Origin of the sequence: Clostridium sp. LIBA-8841, from assembly GCF_034439435.1 — a bacterium.
Taxonomy (GTDB): domain Bacteria; phylum Bacillota; class Clostridia; order Clostridiales; family Clostridiaceae; genus Sarcina.
Genome location: NZ_JAPCKJ010000002.1, coordinates 152574 through 174000 on the forward strand (window position 1 = coordinate 152574; position 21427 = coordinate 174000).

The window sequence follows — 21427 nt, forward strand, 5'->3', positions numbered from 1 at the left end:
TAATTAAATTTTTTATTGTTTTTATAGAAAATTATATTATTTTGTTATTTTAATTTTGAAAAACAAACATTTTTTATGTGTATTTTTAAGCATTTTTTAATTAATTTCTTAGATTCATTAATTTTAAAGAATTAAAGTACATTTTGCAAAAGATTTTTTAACAGATATAGAGTATCATTAAAACATAAACATTGGATGAGGTGATTTTTATGGAAATTAGTAAAAATATAGTTAAGTCATTAGCTGAAAATCTTTCAGATAGACCGTTTAACTTAGAATTTTGGGATGGCGAAGTAATTCAATATGGTTCTGGTGAACCTGAATTTAAACTTATTATAAAAAACTTCCCAAGTAAAAAAGACCTTTTATCAGACCCTAGCTTAGCTTTAGGAGAAGCTTATATGAAAGGGGACATTGATATAGAAGGAGATCTTCAAAAATTCTTTGAAAGTATGATTCGTAATAAAGACAGCTTTATGAATAAGAGTACAGTATTAAAATTAGCTTCTAAAATAAAAGCTCCTTCTTTACTTAAATCAAAAAAAGATATTGCACACCATTATGACATAGGAAATGATTTCTATAGTTTATGGTTAGATAAAACCATGAGTTATTCATGTGGATATTTTAAAGAACCATCTGACACCCTTTATGATGCCCAGATGAATAAAATACATTACATATTAAAGAAACTTAACCTAAAAGAAGGTCAAAAACTTTTAGATATTGGTTGTGGCTGGGGATATTTAATTATAGAAGCAGCTAAGCTATATAAAGTAAAAGCTTTAGGTATAACTCTTAGTGAGGAGCAATTTAAAAAAGCCAAAGAAAGAATCAAAAAAGAAGGTCTTGAAGATTTAGTTGATGTACAATTAATGGATTATAGAAATTTAGAAAAATCTAAATTAGAATTTGATAGGATTGTTAGTGTTGGTATGGCAGAACATGTTGGGCATGCTAATCTACCTCTATTCTTTAAGAATGTTAATTCAGTTCTAAAAGAAAGTGGATTATTCTTATTACACAATATAACTAATCTTGTAGAAACTGAAGGAAATAAATGGATTACAACATATATCTTCCCAGGTGGATATCTACCAACTTTAAGAGAAGAACTTAATATTGCAGCAGATCTTAATTTCCATGTATTGGATATAGAAAGTTTAAGACTTCACTACATGAAAACTTTAGAAGAATGGTGCAAAAACTTTATGAATCATTTAGATGAAGAAAAGGAAATGTTTGATGATGAATTCTTAAGAATGTGGCATTTATACCTTGCTACATGTGCAGCAGGATTCCATTATTGGGATATAGATATACATCAAATTCTATTCTCAAAAGGAATTAATAATACTCTTCCTATGACAAGAAAATATTTATATGAAGACTAATTAATATACAAAGCTAAAGTTTAACTAATTTATGGTTAAGCTTTAGCTTATTTTTTAATTAATTTATAGATTTTGCAATATATTAAACAAATTAACTTTTTTGTCTATATTCATATAGAATATCTTCTAAATTTATAGAAAAACTATAGTTAAAGTTTTATTTTAGGAGGTATTTCTAATGGCTAATGAAAATAAATCTGCTCATGATATAGCTAAACAAATGATTATCAATGGTGACCCCTTTGATAAAATACAAGAGCTAACTAATTTAAGATTAAAAGAACTTAAAAGAATTCAAAGAGAAGAAATAAGTCCAAAATTCTAGAATCTCTTTAATCCTTATTTATTTTTGGTTTAATTCTTATATTTTTTAATCATTAAACCAAGTTTAAAAGAAAGTAAAATTAAAGAAGGGACTGTAGCAAAAGTAACTTAAAATAAAACTTATAAATATATTCCGAGAATTACTAGATTTCACTAAAAATTTATAAGTTTTATTATTTAAAGTTTTGCTATAGCCCCTTCTTATATGTTCAAAAGTTACTTTTAATACATCCTCTTTTGAAATCTATTCTAAATTATTTCCTCTTCTTTTAATAATTTATACAAAGTTGGATTTAAATTAAATTCTTCAATAAGGTTATTTACTTCTAATAAAGATTTTTCCTTTTTATTTTTAGAAACATTTCCTTTTATAGCTCTTATTAAAATATTTTTAGGTGAATGAGCAATATCTATAAATTCAAGAAGTTGAGTCTTATACCCTGCACATTCTAAAAGATTTGCTCTAACTGAATCCGTCATAAGAGCTGATATTCTTTCTTTTATTATTCCGTAGTTAGTAAGTATTGAAAACTTCTCACTTTCTATTTGACCATTAAACTCATGTTGACAACATGGAACTGAGAATATCATTTTACTATTCCATTTAATTGCATTATATAAAGCATAATCTGTTGCTATATCACAAGCATGTAATGTTATTACCATATCAACCTTGTTATTATATTTGAATCCATTTATATCTCCAAGTTCAAAGTGTAAATCTTCATAATTATACTTTTTAGCTATATCACTGCATTTCTTTATTACATCAGCTTTTAAATCTAATCCAATCATATTAACTTTTATTTTTTTAATCTCAACAAAATAATAGTATAATATGAATGTTAAATATGATTTACCACATCCAAAATCTAAAATTGTAAGTTCTTTCTGATCAAGTTTTTTTACTTCATCATCAATTATTTCAATAAATCTATTTATTTGCTTATACTTATCATATTTTGAGTTAATAACCTTACCTTCTTTAGTAAAAACTCCTAAGTCTATAAGAGGCTCTATTATCATTCCCTCTTCTAATATGTAATTTTTCTTTCTATTATGTTCCTTCTTAACTTCCTTTAAAGATTCATTTTTCTTAACTCCTAGAAATACTTTTCCCTTCTTAGAAACCTTAAGATCAAAGTCACTTTCTTTAGAAAAAGCATTTAATTGTTTGTATTTAAAAACGAATAACTCTTCTACTTTTCTTTTTAATTCACTTTTTTCTATATTTTCATGAAAGACTTGTTTATCAGTATACTTCTCTATTTGATAAAAATCCTTTTTATTCTTTTCTTTAAGTTGAAACACTATTTTTTTATATTCAACATCTTTATTAATCTTATTACTAATTACTAATTTTATGATTTCTTCTTCTGTAACTTTATCAATTGCTTTTATTAAATCATCCATTAAAAATCACCTTACAAATTTATTATTAAAGTTAAATTAAATTTCTAACTTAACTTGCTATATAATATAATACATAAGATTTATACATATATCAAATTAAAGTGTAAAAACAAATTGATTAATTTCTTTAAATCGATTTTAAACACAATATAAATATTGTCACTTACTCAACATCACTAATCATTAATACTTTATCTTCGCCTAATAATTCCTTTGCAACTTCAAATAAAGCCTTATCCTCTGTAACCAAAGAAAATCCTTCCTTTTCAATTGAAGCGAATATAAGCAATATATCATTTTTTGTAAGTTTTTTACCCTTATAGTAATGAGCTTCTCCTTTTATCTTTTCAAAATCTATATGATTTAAAAATTCTTTAAACATTCTTCTATCTATTTCAAATATTAAAGGAACAAGCCTCATAAATCGCTCTGACATCACATTTTCTCCATTAAATTTTCTTTTCTCTTTTCTAGCTAACTCCTCTAGCACCTCTCTTATAATTATAATTTCATTGAACTCTAAAAAATTATCAAAAAAACCTTTTTCTCTATTCCAAAAATTTATAATAACATTAGTATCTAATATATACTTTCCCACAGCTGTTCACCTCATTAGTATTATATATTTAATTTATTCATTTTAAAAATATTATATCCAACAGATCCATAGCTAATAAATTAATTTCTAAATAACTTTTAGAAATTAAAAATATAAAAAAAGCTTAGCTTTATGGAAGGTATTGTAATATGTTAAACTTTCAATTTAGTTTAATATATTATAGAATTTAAACCTCCTACAAAACTAAGCATTTCTTTCTTTTAACCTAATTATTTAGCATCAAGCTTATTTTTTACAACCCATTCATCTAGTTGCTCTTCACTTGTCACTTCAAATATTTCATCAATTATTTTTCCATCTTTTACATAGTACATTGATGGAGTTGAATTAAACTCTGGAAAAATTTTATTTATTTTCTTTCTATTGTTTTGAATCTCCTCTTTAGATGTTCCTTCATTATCTAAAACAACTTCATTAATAAATATATTATGATTTTCTAAATAAGGAAGTAATATCTCCTTTAACTTTATACAATCTTTACAAGTTGACTGTGTAAAAAGAATAATAGACTCTTCTTTATTTTCAGCCATGGCAATAGCATCATCTAATCTAACTTCTAGTATTTCTCCACTAGAGGTATCTCTTACATACTCTTTTTCTCCACATCCAACAAAAGTAAATAATAGTGTAAATAACAATAGTATATTTATTATTTTTCTCATAATTTAATCCCTCTCCCCTTAAATGTATATCAGTATAATCAAGGAGATGAATCTATTTCCTCTCCTTGATTAAATACTTAATTATTTTGTCTAATTATTATCTTGCTGTTCTAATAGTTATTGATTCTTTTTCTGAAATTTCTCCATTTGAATATTTGGCAGCGATCTTAAAGTTATAAATTGTATGTCTATTTAAGCCTTTAAATGTATATGAAGTGTCCTCAGCTTTTATCTCTGCTACCTTTTTACCATCTTTATAAAGAATATATCCCTCTAATCCATTAGTTGTTTCAGGAGCAGTCCATGTTACAGTTACATCTTTCTTATTAATTTCAGAATCTTTAAAGTCTCTTACTGGATTAACTATTATTTCCTCTGAGCTATTATCTGTTACTGTAACTATAGCAGTAGCAAACTCTCCATTTGGTATTGTAGCTGTTATTGTAGCAGTACCTTTACCTACCCCAGTAACTAATCCATTCTCGTCTACTGTAGCAACTGACTCATCACTTGAAGTCCAAGTAATAATATCCTTACTTTCAATAGGGTTTAATACAGCAACTAATTTCTCAGTTCCATTTACTTCTAGATTTAATTCGGTCTTTTCTAATGTAATTGATTCAGCACTTACATTTCCTTCTTTACCGTAGAATACTAACTCAGCTGCACTTGCATACTTATTGTTTGTATCTCCTAAAGTTTTAAGAGCAGTAAATCTTACATATTGAGCATTAACAGTGTTAAATCTTATAGGATTATATCCTCTATTAGCTAAAGCAGTTCCAGCTTCATTAGCTTCTAAAGTTCCTGTTCTAGCCTCAGTCCAATTTTCATTATCTAAGCTTGTTTCAATCTTATATTCAGTAACATGACCATTTCTACTGTTTTGTCTTGGTAGATAATCTATTTGATTAAGATCATAAGCTTTATCTAACTTAATTGTTATAGATACTGGAAGTTTATCAGCAGCTTGATATCCTGAATGCCAAATACTATTTTCGTCTCCATCTACTGCATTTTCTTTGTAATCTGTATCAGCTTCACTAGTTGCATGGATAGCTTCTAATTTATTAAAATCTATTTTATCTTCTTCTACAGTTTCACGCTCTTGTAATGAATGAATCTTATTTCTTAAAGTTAAAATAGCATCTCCGATTTCTTTTTCATCTGAACTATTTTCTAATACATTCTCAGCATGTTTAATAGCTTCAAGTAAAGCTTCATAAGTTTCAGAAGTATAGATTTCACTTAAAGATTCATATGACTTAGCTTGTTCTATAGCTTGAACTAATAATGTCTTATCAATTCCGTCTAGAACAACTATTTCTTTTTCAACTGTATGGTTTCCATCAGCAGTAGTTGCAACTAATTTTGCCAATCCTGGTTGTAATCCACGTAAATAGTAAGTTACTTTATCTTCTCTATCTACACGTAGAACTTCTAAAACCTCTGGATTTTCAGAAACTAATCTATAGTTTAAGTTATTTGCATTATCAGGTGTAACTTCTGCAAATATAGGAGTAATTCTATTTAGGTATACTGATTCTGGAGTATTTTCTGCAAAATTAATTCCAGTTGTCTCAACTCCACTCTTTTCATAGAATTCAATTTCATTTATAGCTAAAGTATTCTTATCTTTATGAGAATCTAAAGCTGTAATAACAATCTTATCGAATTCTTGTCCACCTAACTCATAAACAGTTGTAGCAGTTGTGATATCTGCTTTTTCTCCTAAATCAAACTCTTCTCCATTTAAATACCCAACAGCCTTAACCTTCTTCATGGCAGCAACATTTATACTTCCATTAGCATTCATTCTATTGTATATAGTAAAGTTTTCTAAAGCTTTTGACTCATCAAAATTAAATGTCATTTCAAAAGGAAGCGTTCCTTTATCTGCTTGGTCCGGATTAAAGACCCACTTTAAGTCCATACGAGAACTATCATCACTGCTTGTTGTTCCATCTATTAACTTATCTAATCCCATTCCTGCTTGTAATTGACTTGAATCTCCACTTACAGTAATATGCTCTTTATCAATCTTACTACTAGTTGGTCTTCCTGATGGTAATTCAGTTTCAGGATCAACAATCTCAGCAATAGCCATCTTAGAATTTAATTTACTATCCACTAGTAAAGCATGACTAGCTTCCATATCCCAAGTAAGATTTTGTTTAGCTTTTAATGTTACTCTTGCTATTGTGTCTGTTCCACTAACTTTTACATTATCACCAATATTAGTAAAGTTTACATAAGCGTGTTGTGTATTATCTGTATGCACTCTTGCCTTTGAAAGATTTTTCATTCCTGCTGTTGCAATAGTTCCTTCAGTCTTAACATATTCATACTTAGAAGCATCTAAAGGAATTTCTACACTAAATGAATTAATATCAGAAAGACCAGTTCCTACAACATCAACAGTGAATGTTTCACCAGAAGCAATTTCTTGCTTACTTGGTACAAGCATTACTTCACCTTCAAGTTCTGCTCCCTCTGAAGGTTTTACTCCACCTTCTAATTTACTAGCAACATAAGATATATCATAAGCATCAATTAAACCATTATTATTTAAGTCCGCCATTGATACATATCCCCAGTCAGCATCAGCAGTTGTTAATCCTGCATAGTTTTCAAGGAATACTAAATCTCCTTCTTCTATAGAACCACTGTTATTCCAGTCTCCAACCACTTGTCCATTAGTTCCATCAACTTTATATGGTCTAAATTCTCTCATAGTTAAGAAGTTTCCTATAGACTCCTTAGTTACAATTTTAAAGTAACGAGCTTTTATAGGCTCATTAAAGTTTATTGTCTTAACCTCTCCATCAGTAGCCCATGCTGGAACATTTGAACCTTGAGCATTACTAAATACTTTCTCATAATTTACACCATCTAAGCTACTATATATTTCAGCACGCTTAACTGATCCATTACCATTTTTTCTAAATAATAAGTCTAATTTCTCTATTGTATATGCCTTTTGCATATCAATTATAAATGGCTTATCTATAGCACTATCCTTTGAATGGAATTGTGAATTATCATCGCCATCAACTGCCTTATATGGCGCGTCACTACTATACTGACCCCATTTCCAATCAACCTGCATATCCTTAGGTACGTTTCTATATGGATCTAAGGCTGTTCTTACAGTCATTAATTCACTCCACTGAGAATGACCGTCTTTATTTACACTACGTACACGATAGCTATATTCTGTATCATAGTTTAATCCAATATCTGTATATTCGTTAGTTCTGATGTTATTAAATATCATTCCATCTATTTCAACATCATAACTTGTAGCCTCTTCAACTTCATCCCAATTTAATTGAATAGATTCTGATGTTATTCCATCTTCTGGTGCTCTGAAATTACTTGGAACACTTAAATTTTCATTTACTTCATTCTTATTTATATCTTGAGTATTAGTAAATCCTTCAACGGTTAATTTAACCTCATTTTGCTTTACATTTGTCTTATCAACTTTTACATAAACCTTAGGAGTAGTTGTTATTTCTACACCCGCAAACTCTGATCCCTCAGTAGCATACTTATTAAGATTTGGAGTTTCATCATAGAAATACATATTAGTTCCATTTTCAAACTCTTCTAAACTTTGAGCTTCTATTAACTCTACATCATTACCACCTACAGTAACGCCTAAACTACTTGGTTTTTCACTTACATTAACTATAAATTCAGTTGTTCTATCTACAACTATTCCATTATAGTCTCCCTCTAATAAACCTGCAGTAATAACTGCTGTTCCTTTTCCTGTCTTTGGAGCACTTGAAGTTATCATAGTTTTAGCTGACTTTCCATCTTTATAATCAGTTGTTAAACCATCATCTTCATAAACTTCAAAGTTTGTATCTCCACTTGGATATACTTCATAAATACGATGTGAATCATCCATAGCTTCTGGATTATTGTTTTCACTAGTCATAGGAATTATAGCTCCATTCTTAACAAAAACTGGTACCTTCCATACAGGAGCTTCAAAATTATTTAATACTCCGCCACCTCTATATTGTTCTCCAGTAAAATAATCTATCCAAATTTGTTCTTCATCTGGAAGATATATATCATTTCTTATATCATTACCTTTGTCATCAGCAGCTGTATTTTGATATATTGGAGCAACCAACATATTTGGTCCCCACATATATTGATACTCAGTAGCTGTTCCATAAGTATATGCTTCTGGATATTCAAGCATCATAGCTCTTATCATTGGAACTCCATCTTCAGTTGCTTCATTAGCTATACTATAGTTATATGGCATCATTTCAGCCTTTAATTTTAAATACATTCTATTTATTGATGTATATGGTTCTCCAAATACATATGGATATTTAGCATTTGCTCCCCAACCATCCATATCTATTTGAACTGGAGTAAATGCCTTCCATTGGAAATCTCTAGTTTGTACTAATTTACTTCCTCCAAATATACCATCCATATCAGATCCTACGTTAGGTTGACCTGATAGACCTGATCCAATATATGTTGGTATATGGAATCTTATATATTCCCAATCTCCACCAGACTGATCTCCTGACCATATACTTGTGTAACGTTGAGTTCCTGCCCAACCATCTAAACTTACTATAAAAGGTCTTGCTTTATCCTTAGAATTGTTTACTATTCCTTCTGCAGCTTGTCTCACTGAGTTAAGGGCAAATGAATATCCTGCTCCAACCCAAGCAACGTCAGTTTTAACTCCATTTGTGCCTGCAACTCCAACTTCTTTATCTATATCACGCTCAAGATAAGCTTCTTGTCCTCCAGTAGGTTTTAAAGAACTTTGAGTCCAAAGACCTGTTTGAATACCAAAGCCTCTTGAATAATCAACAAATTCTTTTAAATTATCTATATTTCCATCTATAGTCTCTTCACGACCATAACCACATCCATAACCATCATTTGGTAAAAACCATCCTAGTGGTGTATCATTATTAACATGGTCATCAACAACTTTCTTAGCATCAACCATCAAACTTTCTTGTCTATCAAATCCTGGTTTTGGTGTTTGGGATTCTTGTCCTGTTTCGTCATTTATCCAGTCACGTGAATAACAGTTAGCATGTCCTAAATAGAATCCATATTCAGGTAATAAAACAGGTGCTCCTGTTAACTCTGTAAACTTATCTATTATGTTTGTTGGTTTTTCATCAACAAAATAATAAGCATCAAAGCGATTTTCATCATGCTTTGTAGTAACTTTTCCTGCCTCAGCTGCTTCAAAATCATATTCACCTGGCTTAAATGTATGTCTCATAACTCCATATCCATTAGTTGAGAAATAGAATGGATTTGGACTTGCTACTCCTCCATCAACCCAGTTATTTTCGTTCTTTATATTTATCTTTTTACCTTTATGTGAGAATCTACCATTTTGCATTCCACCGCCATAGAAGTATTCATCTTCATTTGATTCAAGAGTTTGAATTGTACTATCAGACTTATGTTTTAATGGCTCTGTTTCTTTCCATACAGTCTTATTATTTAACTTATCAAAAAGCTCCATTTTTCCAGTAGCTTTTTCTATCCTAAGTTCAACAGCATTTGTAGAAATTTTTATTATCTCTCCATCTTCAACGGTTGGAGTAGGATTTTCATACTCCTCTTCAGTCTTATCAATTATTTTTGTTATGTGATCTTTTCCATTTGGAGTTGGATCTTCTTGGAATTTTCCTGTTGGATCCATATAAATTCTTAGTACATCATCTGTTAAAAATGATACTCTAATCTGCTCTCCAGTAGTAAGCTTCATAGTTACATCGTTTTCATTTTGAATAAAACTTTCTACTCCCCCGATTTGAGAATAACCAGTATCTTTAGGCGCTTCTTCCTCTGAGTTTTCAACCTTTTGAGTTAAACCATCAAACAAAGGAAATGCATAAGTAGATGTTGCTGGTAGCATAAGATTAGATACAAAAACAGTACCTAAGGTTAAAACACTAAGCTTTTTAATTATCATCTTTCTTTTCATAATTCCCCCCCTATATCTTCTTAATATTAATTAATGTATAAAAGAAATAGAATCTCTAAAAATTATATCAATACATCTTATAGACTCCTAAACTATTTGGTCTAAAAGTTTTATATAATATTGATCTAACTTTCAAAATTAAGATTCACCAACTTGTTATTACAAGTATATTTTATACAAGATTTTTTCTTTTGTCAAATTATTACTATATTTACTTTTTATGTAATTAAAGAGTGCTTTTTATTATTTTCGACTAAATTGTAGACTAATTACCTTTTTTTGTTTATAAATTTTATTTAATGCTATATAATAATTACATATCTAAAATCAATAGGGGGTTCTTTTTTGATTAAAATTGCTATTTGTGATGATGAAAAATATCACTTAAATTTAATAGAAGATATGCTGAGAAATATTTTAAATAAGAATAACTTAGAAGCTAATATATTTAAGTTTTCATCTAGCTACGAATTTTTAGAATTTCAAAAGAACAGCTTTATAGCTTTCGACTTGATATTATTAGACATACTTATGGATGGATTAAATGGCCTAGATTTAGCCAAAAAAATACGTAATTTAGATCTTGAAGTTAAAATTTTATTTATAAGTACCAGTAAAGATTATATTTTAGATGGCTATGATGTACACGCCTATAACTATCTATTAAAACCAGTCTCTTATTTAAAATTAGAATATGTAATTTTAGATTTTATAAATAACTTCAATAATTCCCAAAATAATTTTTTTACTGTAAAAAATAAGCAAAGTATATTTAGAATAAATTTAGATAATATAATCTTTTTTGAATCAAAATTAAGGAAGATAAATATTGTTTGTTCTAATTATTCAGAAATTTCATTTTATGATAAGTTAGATAATATTGAAGATACTCTCACTTCAAAAAACTTTATAAGATGTCACAAAAGTTATTTGGTAAACTTAAATTATATAAAAAAAATAGAGAATTCTAAAATTATCACTTTAAATAATAATATTATTCCTATAAGCAGATCTTATTTAAGAAAAACTAAGGATATCTTTTTTGAATACTTTAGATGTAAATCTACATAAAAAAATGAGGTTCTTATCACCTCATTTTTATTAAAATAGCTACATTAAACCTCTTATCATCATAATAAAACTTAATTTGACCATCATATTTTTCTATGCTTTTTTTTATACTTTCTAAGCCAATCCCATGATTTTTTTTATCTTTTTTTTTCGTTCTAAAAACTTTATTCTTTTTATCAAATTCTTCATAAAAACTTATACTATTTTCAACCTCTATATATAAATAATATTTATTAGATCTACTACTTATTATTATATATTTTTCACTATCATCATTAATTCTATTGCAAGCCTCTATAGCATTATCTATTAAATTGCTATATATTATACAAAGATCTATATTCTCTATTGGTAAACTTTCTTTTATATGTATATTTAAATTAATATCTATGTCATTTTCCTTGCATAACTCTACTTTCCCCCTAAGTAGGGCATCTAAGATTTTATTATTCGTTATACTTTTTCTTTGCACTCTTGATATCTCATTATTTAAAGACTTAAGATAATTTTTAAATTCATGATAATCACCATTTTCATATAGAGCAGTTATTATATTTAAATGATTTTTCATGTCATGCCATAACCTTTTTATTTCCTCATGATTTCTTAGATCTTCACTCCAATATTTTCTTTGATAATTTATCTGTTTGCTCAATATATCTAAGTTAGTTTTTAAAATAGAATTCAATTTATTTTTTTTATTATTTAATGATATAAATTTCAATATAACTCCTAAACAAATAAAGTTGATTATTATTAATCCACTAATAATTTGTCTTTTTTCAGATTCCATACTCTCTTTATTTCCTCTTAAGATTTTTTCTTTAAATTAATAAAACTTAACTTGTATATCTATTTCTACCTTTTTTCTTTGACTCATATAACTTTTTATCAGCATCTCGTATTAATTCTTCAATATTCTTTTTAGAAATAATAGTAGACTTGCTAACACCTATACTTAATGTTACTCTATCACTAATCTTTGAATATTCATGCTTTATATCTCTTTCATGCAAGTCATTCATTAGTTTTTCTATGTCCTTTATGACATCCATTTTAGGTCGTTCTGATAAAACTGAAAATTCTTCACCTCCATATCTAAAAACATAATCTTCTTTAAAAACATTTTTAATAATATTAGCAACACTTATAAGTGCCTCATCTCCTTTCATATGTCCATAATTGTCATTGTATTTTTTAAAATAATCTATATCCATCATTATAAAAACTAAACTTGTACATTTATTTATACTATCTTCTAATACCCTATATAAATATCTCTTATTATATACATTAGTTAACCCATCAGTTAGTATAGCTAATTCTAATTCCTTATTTAAATTCTTTATCTTTTTATTTTTTAAATGTATAATACTAATAGTTACTATTGCTATAATAAGTAATCCACTTAAAGAATAGATTTTCCTTCTATCTTTAACTCTATCTTTATTGAATAGATCATTATTCAATCTAACCAAAGCATCATCTGTACTAGAATTAGCACTAATTTCATTAAATTCCTCATACATATAGATTATATACTTAGAGAACTTTTCGTAATCCTCATTTTCATAACTTATTCTAGCTATTGAATAAGCTACTGAATATAAAATATCAGTACTTATCCCTCTCGATTTTATCTCATTTAATAGCTCTTCATATTCATAAATAGCTTTTTTAAAATCATCTGTTTTTATGTAATTTATATTTATATCTAATTTCTTTAAAAGTATGTCAGTATTAGCATAGGCATCACTTTTATCTTTATTATATAATTCACTAGCTTTGCTAAAATAATATTCTCCACATTCTAACTTTTTCTCTCGTAAGTTTATATCTGACAAAACTAAATATAACCAAATATATTCTCTATTTTGCTCTTCTTCCTCTAATTCTTTTATAGTACTTAAATATTTTTCTTCATAGCTTTGTACCTTACTATAATTACCAACTTCAAAATGACTTTCTAATAAATATCCATATATAGTTAACTTATTTTCCGGACTTGTAACATTACCACTTTCAATTAAAGATTCATATACGGATATAACCTTGTTATAATCTCTCTTTACATAATAATTTTCTCCTAAATTAATTATACAAGCATTTAAATTTTTATTATCATTATGCTTTAATGCTATTTCTATAGCATATTCATCATATTTTAATGATAAATCATATTTCCCACTTAATCTATACATTGTTGAAAGGAGTAAGTAGGCTCTTATACGATTCTCATAACTCTGGTTGAATTCTATAGATTCTTCCATTAAAACTATAGCATCACTTAGTTTTCCATTAATAGATAAAATAGCTTTTGCTCTTGCATAATACATATTTGCTAACTCATCACTTTTTTTATTATCCAAAGCCATTTTTTTTGCTTTATTAAAGTATTTTTCAGATTCCTCTTTTTCTTCTATCATTAAATAATTAGTTGATAAAGCACTATATATCATTAAATCTACACAGTCTATTTTTCTATCTATATAACTTTCTGCCTTTAAAAGTAATTCTATAGCCTTATTATAATTTTTCTCTAAATATTCTATTGATCCTAAGGAATAATATGCTTTTTTTAAATGAATCTCATCTTTTGAATTTATTATTTCTTTCTCTAATTCACATTTTAGCTCTTGTAACTTATCTGATTTTAATTCTCTTTCTTCATCAAGTTTTACTATTTCTATGAACTGATCTGCATAAGAATAATTATTTGTTTTTTCCAAATAAATTCTATATCCTTCTATAAAGGCCCCAAATATAAAAATTATTAACGCATATATTATAACTTTAAATTTCATTTAAAAATCCGTCCTATTTTCTTATTATATAATAATTTTTTTCGTTAAATAATGCCTTTTATATATTACCATTTATAGTACCTATTTTTAAGTGATTTTGTAATTTTTTGTACTTTTATTGTACTTTTTTGCCATTAAATTTAATTGTAAAAAAGAGATATAACTTTTAGTTATATCTCTTCTTTTTTAAAATATATAAATTAAATTTTATTTTTGTAAAAACATTTTTATATCATCTTCAACATTTGTAATTCCACCAATTCCAAAGTTTTCAACTAAAACTTTAGCAACATTTGGAGATAAAAATGCTGGTAATGTTGGTCCTAAGTGTATGTTTTTAACACCTAAATATAATAGTGATAATAATACTATTACAGCTTTTTGCTCATACCAAGCTATGTTAAATGATATTGGTAAATCATTTATATCTTCTAGTTCAAATACTTCTTTAAGTTTTAATGCTATTAATGCAAGTGAGTAAGAATCATTACATTGTCCTGCATCTAATACTCTTGGAATTCCATTTATATCACCTAAAGGTAATTTATTATATTTATATTTTGCACATCCAGCTGTTAAGATTACTGTATCCTTTGGTAATGCCTTTGCAAAATCAGTATAATAATTTCTTGATTTAGCTCTTCCATCACATCCAGCCATAACAAAGAATCTTCTTATTGCTCCAGATTTAACTGCCTCTACTACTTTATCTGCTAAGGCAAGAACTTGGTTATGAGCAAATCCACCTATAATTTCTCCTGTTTCTATTTCCTTAGGAGCTTTACATTTCTTAGCATGTTCAATTATAACTGAGAAATCTTTATCTGATTCTGAGTTTCCTATTATGTGAGTACATCCAGCAAAGCCTGCTGCTCCTGTTGTGTATAATCTATCTTTATAGCTATCCTTTGGAGGTACTATGCAGTTTGTAGTCATTAATATTGGACCATTAAAGCTTTCAAACTCTTCCTTTTGCTTCCACCAAGCATTTCCATAGTTTCCTGCAAAATGAGAATACTTTTTAAATGCTGGATAATAATGAGCGGGTAGCATCTCTGAGTGAGTATATACATCTACTCCTGTATCTTCTGTTTGCTTTAATAATAATTCTAAATCTTTTAAATCATGTCCTGATACTAATATACCTGGATTTTTTCTAACTCCTATATTGACCTTAGTAACTTCAGGATGTCCATAAGTTCCTGTATTTGCACTATCAAGTAATGCCATTCCATCTACTCCAACCTTACCAGTTTCTAGAGTTAAAGCTATTAATTCATCTATTGTTAAACTATCGTCTAAAGTCTTAGCTAATGTACTTTGCATAAATGCATTTATTTCTTCTTTGTCATATCCTAATGCATTAGCATGCTTCATGTATGCTGACATACCTTTTAAACCATATATTATAAGTTCTCTTAAACTTCTTATATCTTCATCCTTAGTAGCTAAAACTCCTACCTTAGTTGATTTTTCATCTAATATTGAATCTAGTGAAATTTCTTCTTTCTTTGAGAAAGCATTCTTTATCTTTTGTAATAAGCTTAATTTTTCATCTATTTCATTTTTATTAGAAGCATTCCAAAGTGCAGCTTCTGATAAATTCTTTTTATTCTTTAAAGTGCTTAATAAATTTTCTTTTACTCTTAAAGTTTCTTTTACTCTTTCATAGAATATTTCATCATCAAAGTTTGCATTAGTTATTGTAGTAAATAGGTTTATAGTTACTAAATGATTAACTTTTGAATCTATCTTCTTTCCTTCAGCTCTTAATCTAGTAGTTACTTCTGATAACCCCTTAGTTGTATATATTAATAAGTCCTGCATTCTTGCTAAATCTGGTGACTTTCCACATACTCCAAACTTAGTGCATCCTGTACATCCAGCAGTCTCTTGACACTGGAAACAAAACATTTTATTTTCCATTAATATTCCTCCAATTTATTCAAAACTTTTTCCTTTGTTTATCTAAACTATTTTTAGTTTTTTAAGCTGTCGCTTCAACAGTTATTATTCTATACTATAAGTCTTTTTTATCCTGTAACCTAAGTTACCAATACAAAATTTTTTTAATAAAAATTAAAATTTACTTGAAACTAATAATAAAGTATTATAAAAAACCCTAAAAAAACAGTGTATTAAATAATAATATTTAATACACTGTCTAAAATTAAGATCTAATTAGATTTTCAACATAGTCCATATCTATATTTTCTTCTAAAAGTTCACAAAGCTTATTATATTGACTTATTTTATAATCCTTATAACGCATTTCATGACTTTCTTCTAAGTTTAGCTCCTTTTTAAGCTTATTAATAAGCTTAATTCCAAAGTCACCTTCATCAAATATTCCATGAATGTAAGTTCCTAAAACTTTTGATGCTTCATCTTTCATTCCTAGAGCATTATCTTCCTGGTCTTTTAACCAAACAAGTTCTTCTTTTGTTGGAATACTTTCTCCATTATGAATTTCATATCCACTTACTTCATTTCCTTCTGAATCAAAGGCAATTACTTGCTTTGTAGTTTTTTGCTTATTGAAAGATGTTTTAATGTTTAAAAGTCCTAATCCTTCTTCTTCTCTAATACTTCCTTCAACTCCAAGAGAATCAATTATTTTTTCTCCTAATATTTGGTATCCTCCACAGATACCAAATATTAATTTTCCTTCTGCTTTCTTTTCAAGAATCTTATCCTTAAAACCACTTTCCTTTAAGTAAATTAAATCATCTATAGTATTCTTACTTCCTGGAATTATTATCATATGTGCATTATCTAAGTCCTTAGTATTTTCCGCATATCTTATTCCAACATCTTTTATTCTTGAAAGAGCATTAAAATCAGTGAAGTTTGACATGTGAGGTAATCTAACTATGGCTATATCTACCCCTTTATTATTTCCCTCTCTAATTTTAATAGAAGCACTATCCTCTTCTTCTATGTCTAAATCAAAGTAAGGCATAACTCCTAAAACAGGTATATTTATTATTTCTTCTATTTGTCTCATAGCTGGTTCAAAGAATTCTTTTTTGCCTCTAAATTTGTTTATTATAACTCCTTTAACTCTTTTTCTTTCCTCTTCAGTTAAAAGCATTATAGTACCAACAATAGAAGCAAAAACTCCTCCTCTATCAATGTCAGCAACTAAGATTACATCTGCATCTGCCATCTTAGCAGTCTGCATATTTGCAATATCTGTTTCTCTTAAATTTATTTCAGCACAACTACCAGATCCCTCTAAGACTATTAAATCATAATCCTTAGAAATATCATCATAAGCTTCCTTTGCCTTTTCTTTAAGATACTTATTTAAGTCTTTATATTTATAAGCATCCATAGTGCAATAAACTTTACCTCTAACTATTACTTGAGTTTTAAACCCTGCACTAGGTTTCATTAAAATAGGATTCATATATTCTTTAGGGTCAATTTCACAAGCTTCGGCTTGTACCACCTGAGCTCTCCCTATTTCATCTCCCTCTTTAGTTACAAAAGAATTCAATGATATATTTAATGCTTTATAAGGTGCAACACTATATCCTTTTTTCTTAAAATATCTACAAAAAGCCGCGGCAACAGTACTTTTTCCAACAGAAGATGCTGTTCCAAGTAGCATTATTCCTCTATACTTCATAAAACACACCTACTTAATATCTAAAAATCCATGAGTTTCTGTTAATATATTTTCTCCAGTTTCAAAGTTTATTTTTTCTTTAAATAAAGGTCCATCATAAACAAATGTATGATACTCTCCATTTTCTCCACAAGCATCTGAACCTGCTGCTTTTAATCTTTCAACTACATCCTTAGTTAAAACTTCACCTAAGAATTCTTCTCCTAAAATACTTAATTTTACATTTTTGATTACAGTTTTAAATCCACTATCTATGAATTCATAAGTTAGAGCTTCTCTATCTTCTTCCCAAAGTGGAAAAATAGCTTCAAGACCGGCTTTTTCACATTTATCTTCACACCAATTTCTGTGTGCCATTAAATCTATATCTCCAAAAACACAAGCCTCTGCGCCCATTTCTTCTTTAAGTTTCTTTAAAGCATCTACGAAAGTTTCTCCATAATTTTCTTTTCCGTTACTAGCTACTAAAACCATAGGAATATCTAATGACTTAGCAACATCTTTTAATAATTTATCTGGTATTCCATGAAACCAACTTCTTAAAACCTTTTTATCAACAGTAACTAATAAAGCTACTGGAGTATGTCCAGCTTTTATCATTCTATATAATGATAATGTACTATCCTTTCCACAACTATATGATACAACAAATTTCTTTTTCATATTGTCCACCTACTTCCATTTTTCTAATGCTTCTAGCATGAATTTTCTTATATCTATTTTATAGACATCTTTAATTTTTGAGCTATTTAATATTTCTCTTGCTTTACCACTACTATAAATTTCTCCCTCTTTAACAAGAATTACATCCTTACTAAACATTTGAACTAAATTTAAGTCATGTAAAACACCTATAACTGTTTTGTTATTTTCTTTTGTCCATTTATTTATATAATCTAAAATTTCAATTTGACATTTTAAGTCTAAATGATTAGTTGGTTCATCTAAGAGTAATATATCTGGCTCTTGAGCAAATGCTCTTGCCAAATAAACTCTCTGAAGTTGTCCACCTGATAACTCATTTATTAATTTATCTTTTTCTTCTAATAAACCAACACTTTCAATACATTTTAAAACTATATCCTTATCCTCATTACTAAGCCTTGAAAAAATACCATCTATATGAGCATACCTTCCCAAAGCAACGGTCTCAAATACAGTGTAAGAAAAATATATTTCAGAATTTTGACTCATTAATGCAACTTTTTTAGCTAACTCTTTTCTTTTTATCTTTTTAATCTCTACCCCGTCTAGCTTTATTTCCCCTCTATATTCTATGAGGTTAGCTAAAGCTTTTAAAATTGTGGATTTTCCACACCCATTTGGTCCTATTATAGAAATATTTTCTCCTCTATTAATATTAAAGGATATATTATGTATAACATCATTACCATCATACCCACAGCATAAGTTTTTAACTTCTAGCAAAATATCACCTACTTCTTTTTCCAAAATAAATGTAAGCAAAAAATGGTGCTCCAATTAAAGCCGTAATTGCTCCTACTGGCAATTCTGATGGTGAAATTAATGTTCTTGAAACTAAATCTGTTAGTACCATAAGTGTTCCACCAAGTATAATACACATTGGTATTACTATTTTATGATTAGAACCAAATATTTTTCTAACTATATGAGGAGTTATAAGATCAATAAAGCCTATAACACCACTTAAAGCAACTGCACTTCCAGTTAAAATAGCAACTGAAATAAGTAGTCTTTTTTTTACCTTTTCAGTTTCAACACCTACAGTCTTTGCACTATCTTCTCCAAAACTTAAAATATCCATTTCTTTTGTATATCTTAATACCATAAAGATTCCAATTATAAAAAATGGAAATCCAGCAAAAACATAAGACCAACTCTTCATAGCAAATGATCCCATTTGCCACATAGTAATAGCCTTTATATCCTCACTACATAATGCTGTTATAGTTGTTAACATGGCACTAGTAAAAAGCGATAGAACCATTCCCGCTAATATTACGGTATTATTTGAAAGTCCTCTATCTACCTTATTTGAAAAAATTATTACTGCAAAAATAGTAAAAACTCCACATAAAAATCCTATAATAGGCATAGCTAAATTTCCTATAAAAGGTATTGTTATACCAAGAACTATGTATATTCCAACTCCTAAGGAAGCTCCTGATGAAACCCCTAAGGTATATGGTGATGCTAAAGGATTTTTTAAAATTGATTGGATTACAGCTCCACTAACTGCAAGAGCAGCTCCAACCCCAAAGGCTAATAAAACTCTAGGTAATCTAATTACCCAAATAATTGCTACGTCTTCAGGTTTGATACCAGCTCTAAGTGGAATATCAAAAATCTTATTTCCAACTATAGAAATAGTATCCCATATATTAATATTGGAACTTCCAATAGAAGTTCCAATACAAAGTACTAATAATACTAATGGAATAGATAGTGTTATTAGCAATTTTCTCTTTTTAGATTCCTGCATATTGTTCTGGATAAATATCCTTTGCTATTTGTTTTAAGGCACTTATCACATATTGACTTCCACGTGATGTTGCATTTTTATCTACTAAGAATATTTGATTATCCTTAACAGCAGTTATTGTATTCCAACCTGGACGTTTAGCAATTAAATCTGTTGCATTTTCAATATAATCTTCATTTGTTAAAATTACATCTGGATTTGCTTTTATAACGGCTTCTTCACTTGGTGAAATCCAGCCTTTTTCATTTGCAAATACATTTTCTGCTCCAACTATAGTTAATAAATTATTTAAGAAAGTATCACTTCCAAAGCTATATAAATTTGGACTTGATCCAATTTCAAAGTAAACAGTTTTTTTATCTTTTATAGTTTCACCTATAGCTTTAATTTTGTTTACTTCACTTTTCATTTCATCAACCATTTTGTTTCCTTCAGCCTCTGTTCCAGTTAACTTAGCTAAGAAATTTATATCTTCGTATATTCCATCAATGCTTTCACTAGTTGGAATATATACTACTGGTATTCCAGCATCCTTTAAAACCTTAAATGGGTCTTCTTTACCTTCTCTGTTATGACCTGAAGCTATTATTACATCAGGCTTAAGAGCTAGAATAGCCTCAGCATCTGGATTCCTAAAATCTATTTTAGGTATATCTGGGTTTAATCCCTTTACATCTGCTGAGTATTTATCAACACCTACGATTTTATCACCTAAACCTAAACCTACCAATATTTCTGTATTAGACGGTGCTGTTGACACTATTCTTTCGATTTTTTTCGGTACTGTAAATTCAGTCCCTTCCATATCTTTCATTGTTACCGTTTTGCTTCCACAACCAACCAATAGCAGTAATGACATTACTGTTAAGGTTACTAGGGAAATTACTTTTTTAAAGTTTTTCATGTTTTTCCTCCATTTTTACCTTTGTAATTTCTTAAGTCATATGAAGGATTCCTATTTGATTTTAATTAATGATTTTAATATGTATTTTTTAATATTGCTAAGTATCCCTACAACCTATAAAAGCAAATTTGAAATTTCTT

General features: G+C 28.2%; 15 protein-coding genes. 3 read left to right on the top strand and 12 right to left on the bottom strand.

Annotation, left to right across the window (positions count from 1 at the left end; genetic code table 11):
- Positions 1 to 209 precede the first annotated feature (209 nt).
- The gene (locus OIF33_RS06410) at positions 210 to 1394 is read left to right on the top strand and encodes a cyclopropane-fatty-acyl-phospholipid synthase family protein (RefSeq protein WP_322503397.1); all 1185 of its coding nucleotides are present in this window, start codon (positions 210 to 212) and stop codon (positions 1392 to 1394) included.
- 178 nt (positions 1395 to 1572) lie between these two features.
- On the top strand, positions 1573 to 1719 hold the full coding sequence (locus OIF33_RS06415) for a hypothetical protein (protein WP_322503398.1): 147 nt from the start codon (positions 1573 to 1575) through the stop codon (positions 1717 to 1719).
- A 248-nt stretch (positions 1720 to 1967) separates the two neighbouring features.
- On the opposite strand, the gene OIF33_RS06420 is transcribed toward OIF33_RS06415, so the two are convergent.
- The 4 genes from OIF33_RS06420 to OIF33_RS06435 form a co-directional block, all read right to left on the bottom strand.
- Entirely contained in the window at positions 1968 to 3131 is a 1164-nt protein-coding gene (locus OIF33_RS06420; RefSeq protein WP_322503399.1) for an SAM-dependent methyltransferase, read from the bottom strand.
- A 163-nt stretch (positions 3132 to 3294) separates the two neighbouring features.
- On the bottom strand, positions 3295 to 3729 hold the full coding sequence (locus OIF33_RS06425) for a PIN domain-containing protein (protein ID WP_322503400.1): 435 nt from the start codon (positions 3727 to 3729) through the stop codon (positions 3295 to 3297).
- Positions 3730 to 3959: 230 nt separating this feature from the next.
- Complete coding sequence (locus tag OIF33_RS06430; RefSeq protein ID WP_322503401.1) at positions 3960 to 4412, bottom strand: thioredoxin family protein; 453 nt, start codon at positions 4410 to 4412, stop codon at positions 3960 to 3962.
- A gap of 97 nt (positions 4413 to 4509) precedes the next feature.
- Positions 4510 to 10410, bottom strand: coding sequence for a discoidin domain-containing protein (locus tag OIF33_RS06435; protein ID WP_322503402.1), 5901 nt, complete (start codon positions 10408 to 10410; stop codon positions 4510 to 4512).
- A 345-nt stretch (positions 10411 to 10755) separates the two neighbouring features.
- Here OIF33_RS06435 and OIF33_RS06440 point away from each other — a divergent pair, with 345 nt between their 5' ends.
- Positions 10756 to 11481 carry a LytTR family DNA-binding domain-containing protein gene (locus OIF33_RS06440; protein WP_322503403.1) on the top strand — a complete coding sequence of 242 codons (726 nt, stop codon included), beginning with the start codon at positions 10756 to 10758 and terminating at the stop codon, positions 11479 to 11481.
- Positions 11482 to 11497: 16 nt separating this feature from the next.
- On the opposite strand, the gene OIF33_RS06445 is transcribed toward OIF33_RS06440, so the two are convergent.
- The 8 genes from OIF33_RS06445 to OIF33_RS06480 form a co-directional block, all read right to left on the bottom strand.
- Positions 11498 to 12274, bottom strand: coding sequence for an ATP-binding protein (locus tag OIF33_RS06445; RefSeq protein WP_322503404.1), 777 nt, complete (start codon positions 12272 to 12274; stop codon positions 11498 to 11500).
- 46 nt (positions 12275 to 12320) lie between these two features.
- On the bottom strand, positions 12321 to 14285 hold the full coding sequence (locus OIF33_RS06450) for a diguanylate cyclase (RefSeq protein ID WP_322503405.1): 1965 nt from the start codon (positions 14283 to 14285) through the stop codon (positions 12321 to 12323).
- A gap of 207 nt (positions 14286 to 14492) precedes the next feature.
- Positions 14493 to 16211, bottom strand: coding sequence for a hydroxylamine reductase (hcp, locus tag OIF33_RS06455; RefSeq protein WP_322503406.1), 1719 nt, complete (start codon positions 16209 to 16211; stop codon positions 14493 to 14495).
- A gap of 244 nt (positions 16212 to 16455) precedes the next feature.
- On the bottom strand, positions 16456 to 17919 hold the full coding sequence (locus OIF33_RS06460; protein ID WP_322503407.1) for a cobyric acid synthase: 1464 nt from the start codon (positions 17917 to 17919) through the stop codon (positions 16456 to 16458).
- 9 nt (positions 17920 to 17928) lie between these two features.
- Positions 17929 to 18582: a diphthine--ammonia ligase gene (locus OIF33_RS06465; RefSeq protein ID WP_322503408.1), complete on the bottom strand. Its 654-nt coding sequence runs from the start codon at positions 18580 to 18582 to the stop codon at positions 17929 to 17931.
- 9 nt (positions 18583 to 18591) lie between these two features.
- Positions 18592 to 19347: an ABC transporter ATP-binding protein gene (locus tag OIF33_RS06470; protein ID WP_322503825.1), complete on the bottom strand. Its 756-nt coding sequence runs from the start codon at positions 19345 to 19347 to the stop codon at positions 18592 to 18594.
- 4 nt (positions 19348 to 19351) lie between these two features.
- Positions 19352 to 20383, bottom strand: a complete 1032-nt coding sequence (locus OIF33_RS06475) for an iron ABC transporter permease (protein ID WP_322503409.1) — start codon at positions 20381 to 20383, stop codon at positions 19352 to 19354.
- Entirely contained in the window at positions 20370 to 21287 is a 918-nt protein-coding gene (locus tag OIF33_RS06480; RefSeq protein ID WP_322503410.1) for an ABC transporter substrate-binding protein, read from the bottom strand. The genes OIF33_RS06475 and OIF33_RS06480 overlap by 14 nt, the downstream gene beginning before the upstream one ends.
- Positions 21288 to 21427: the final 140 nt, after the last annotated feature.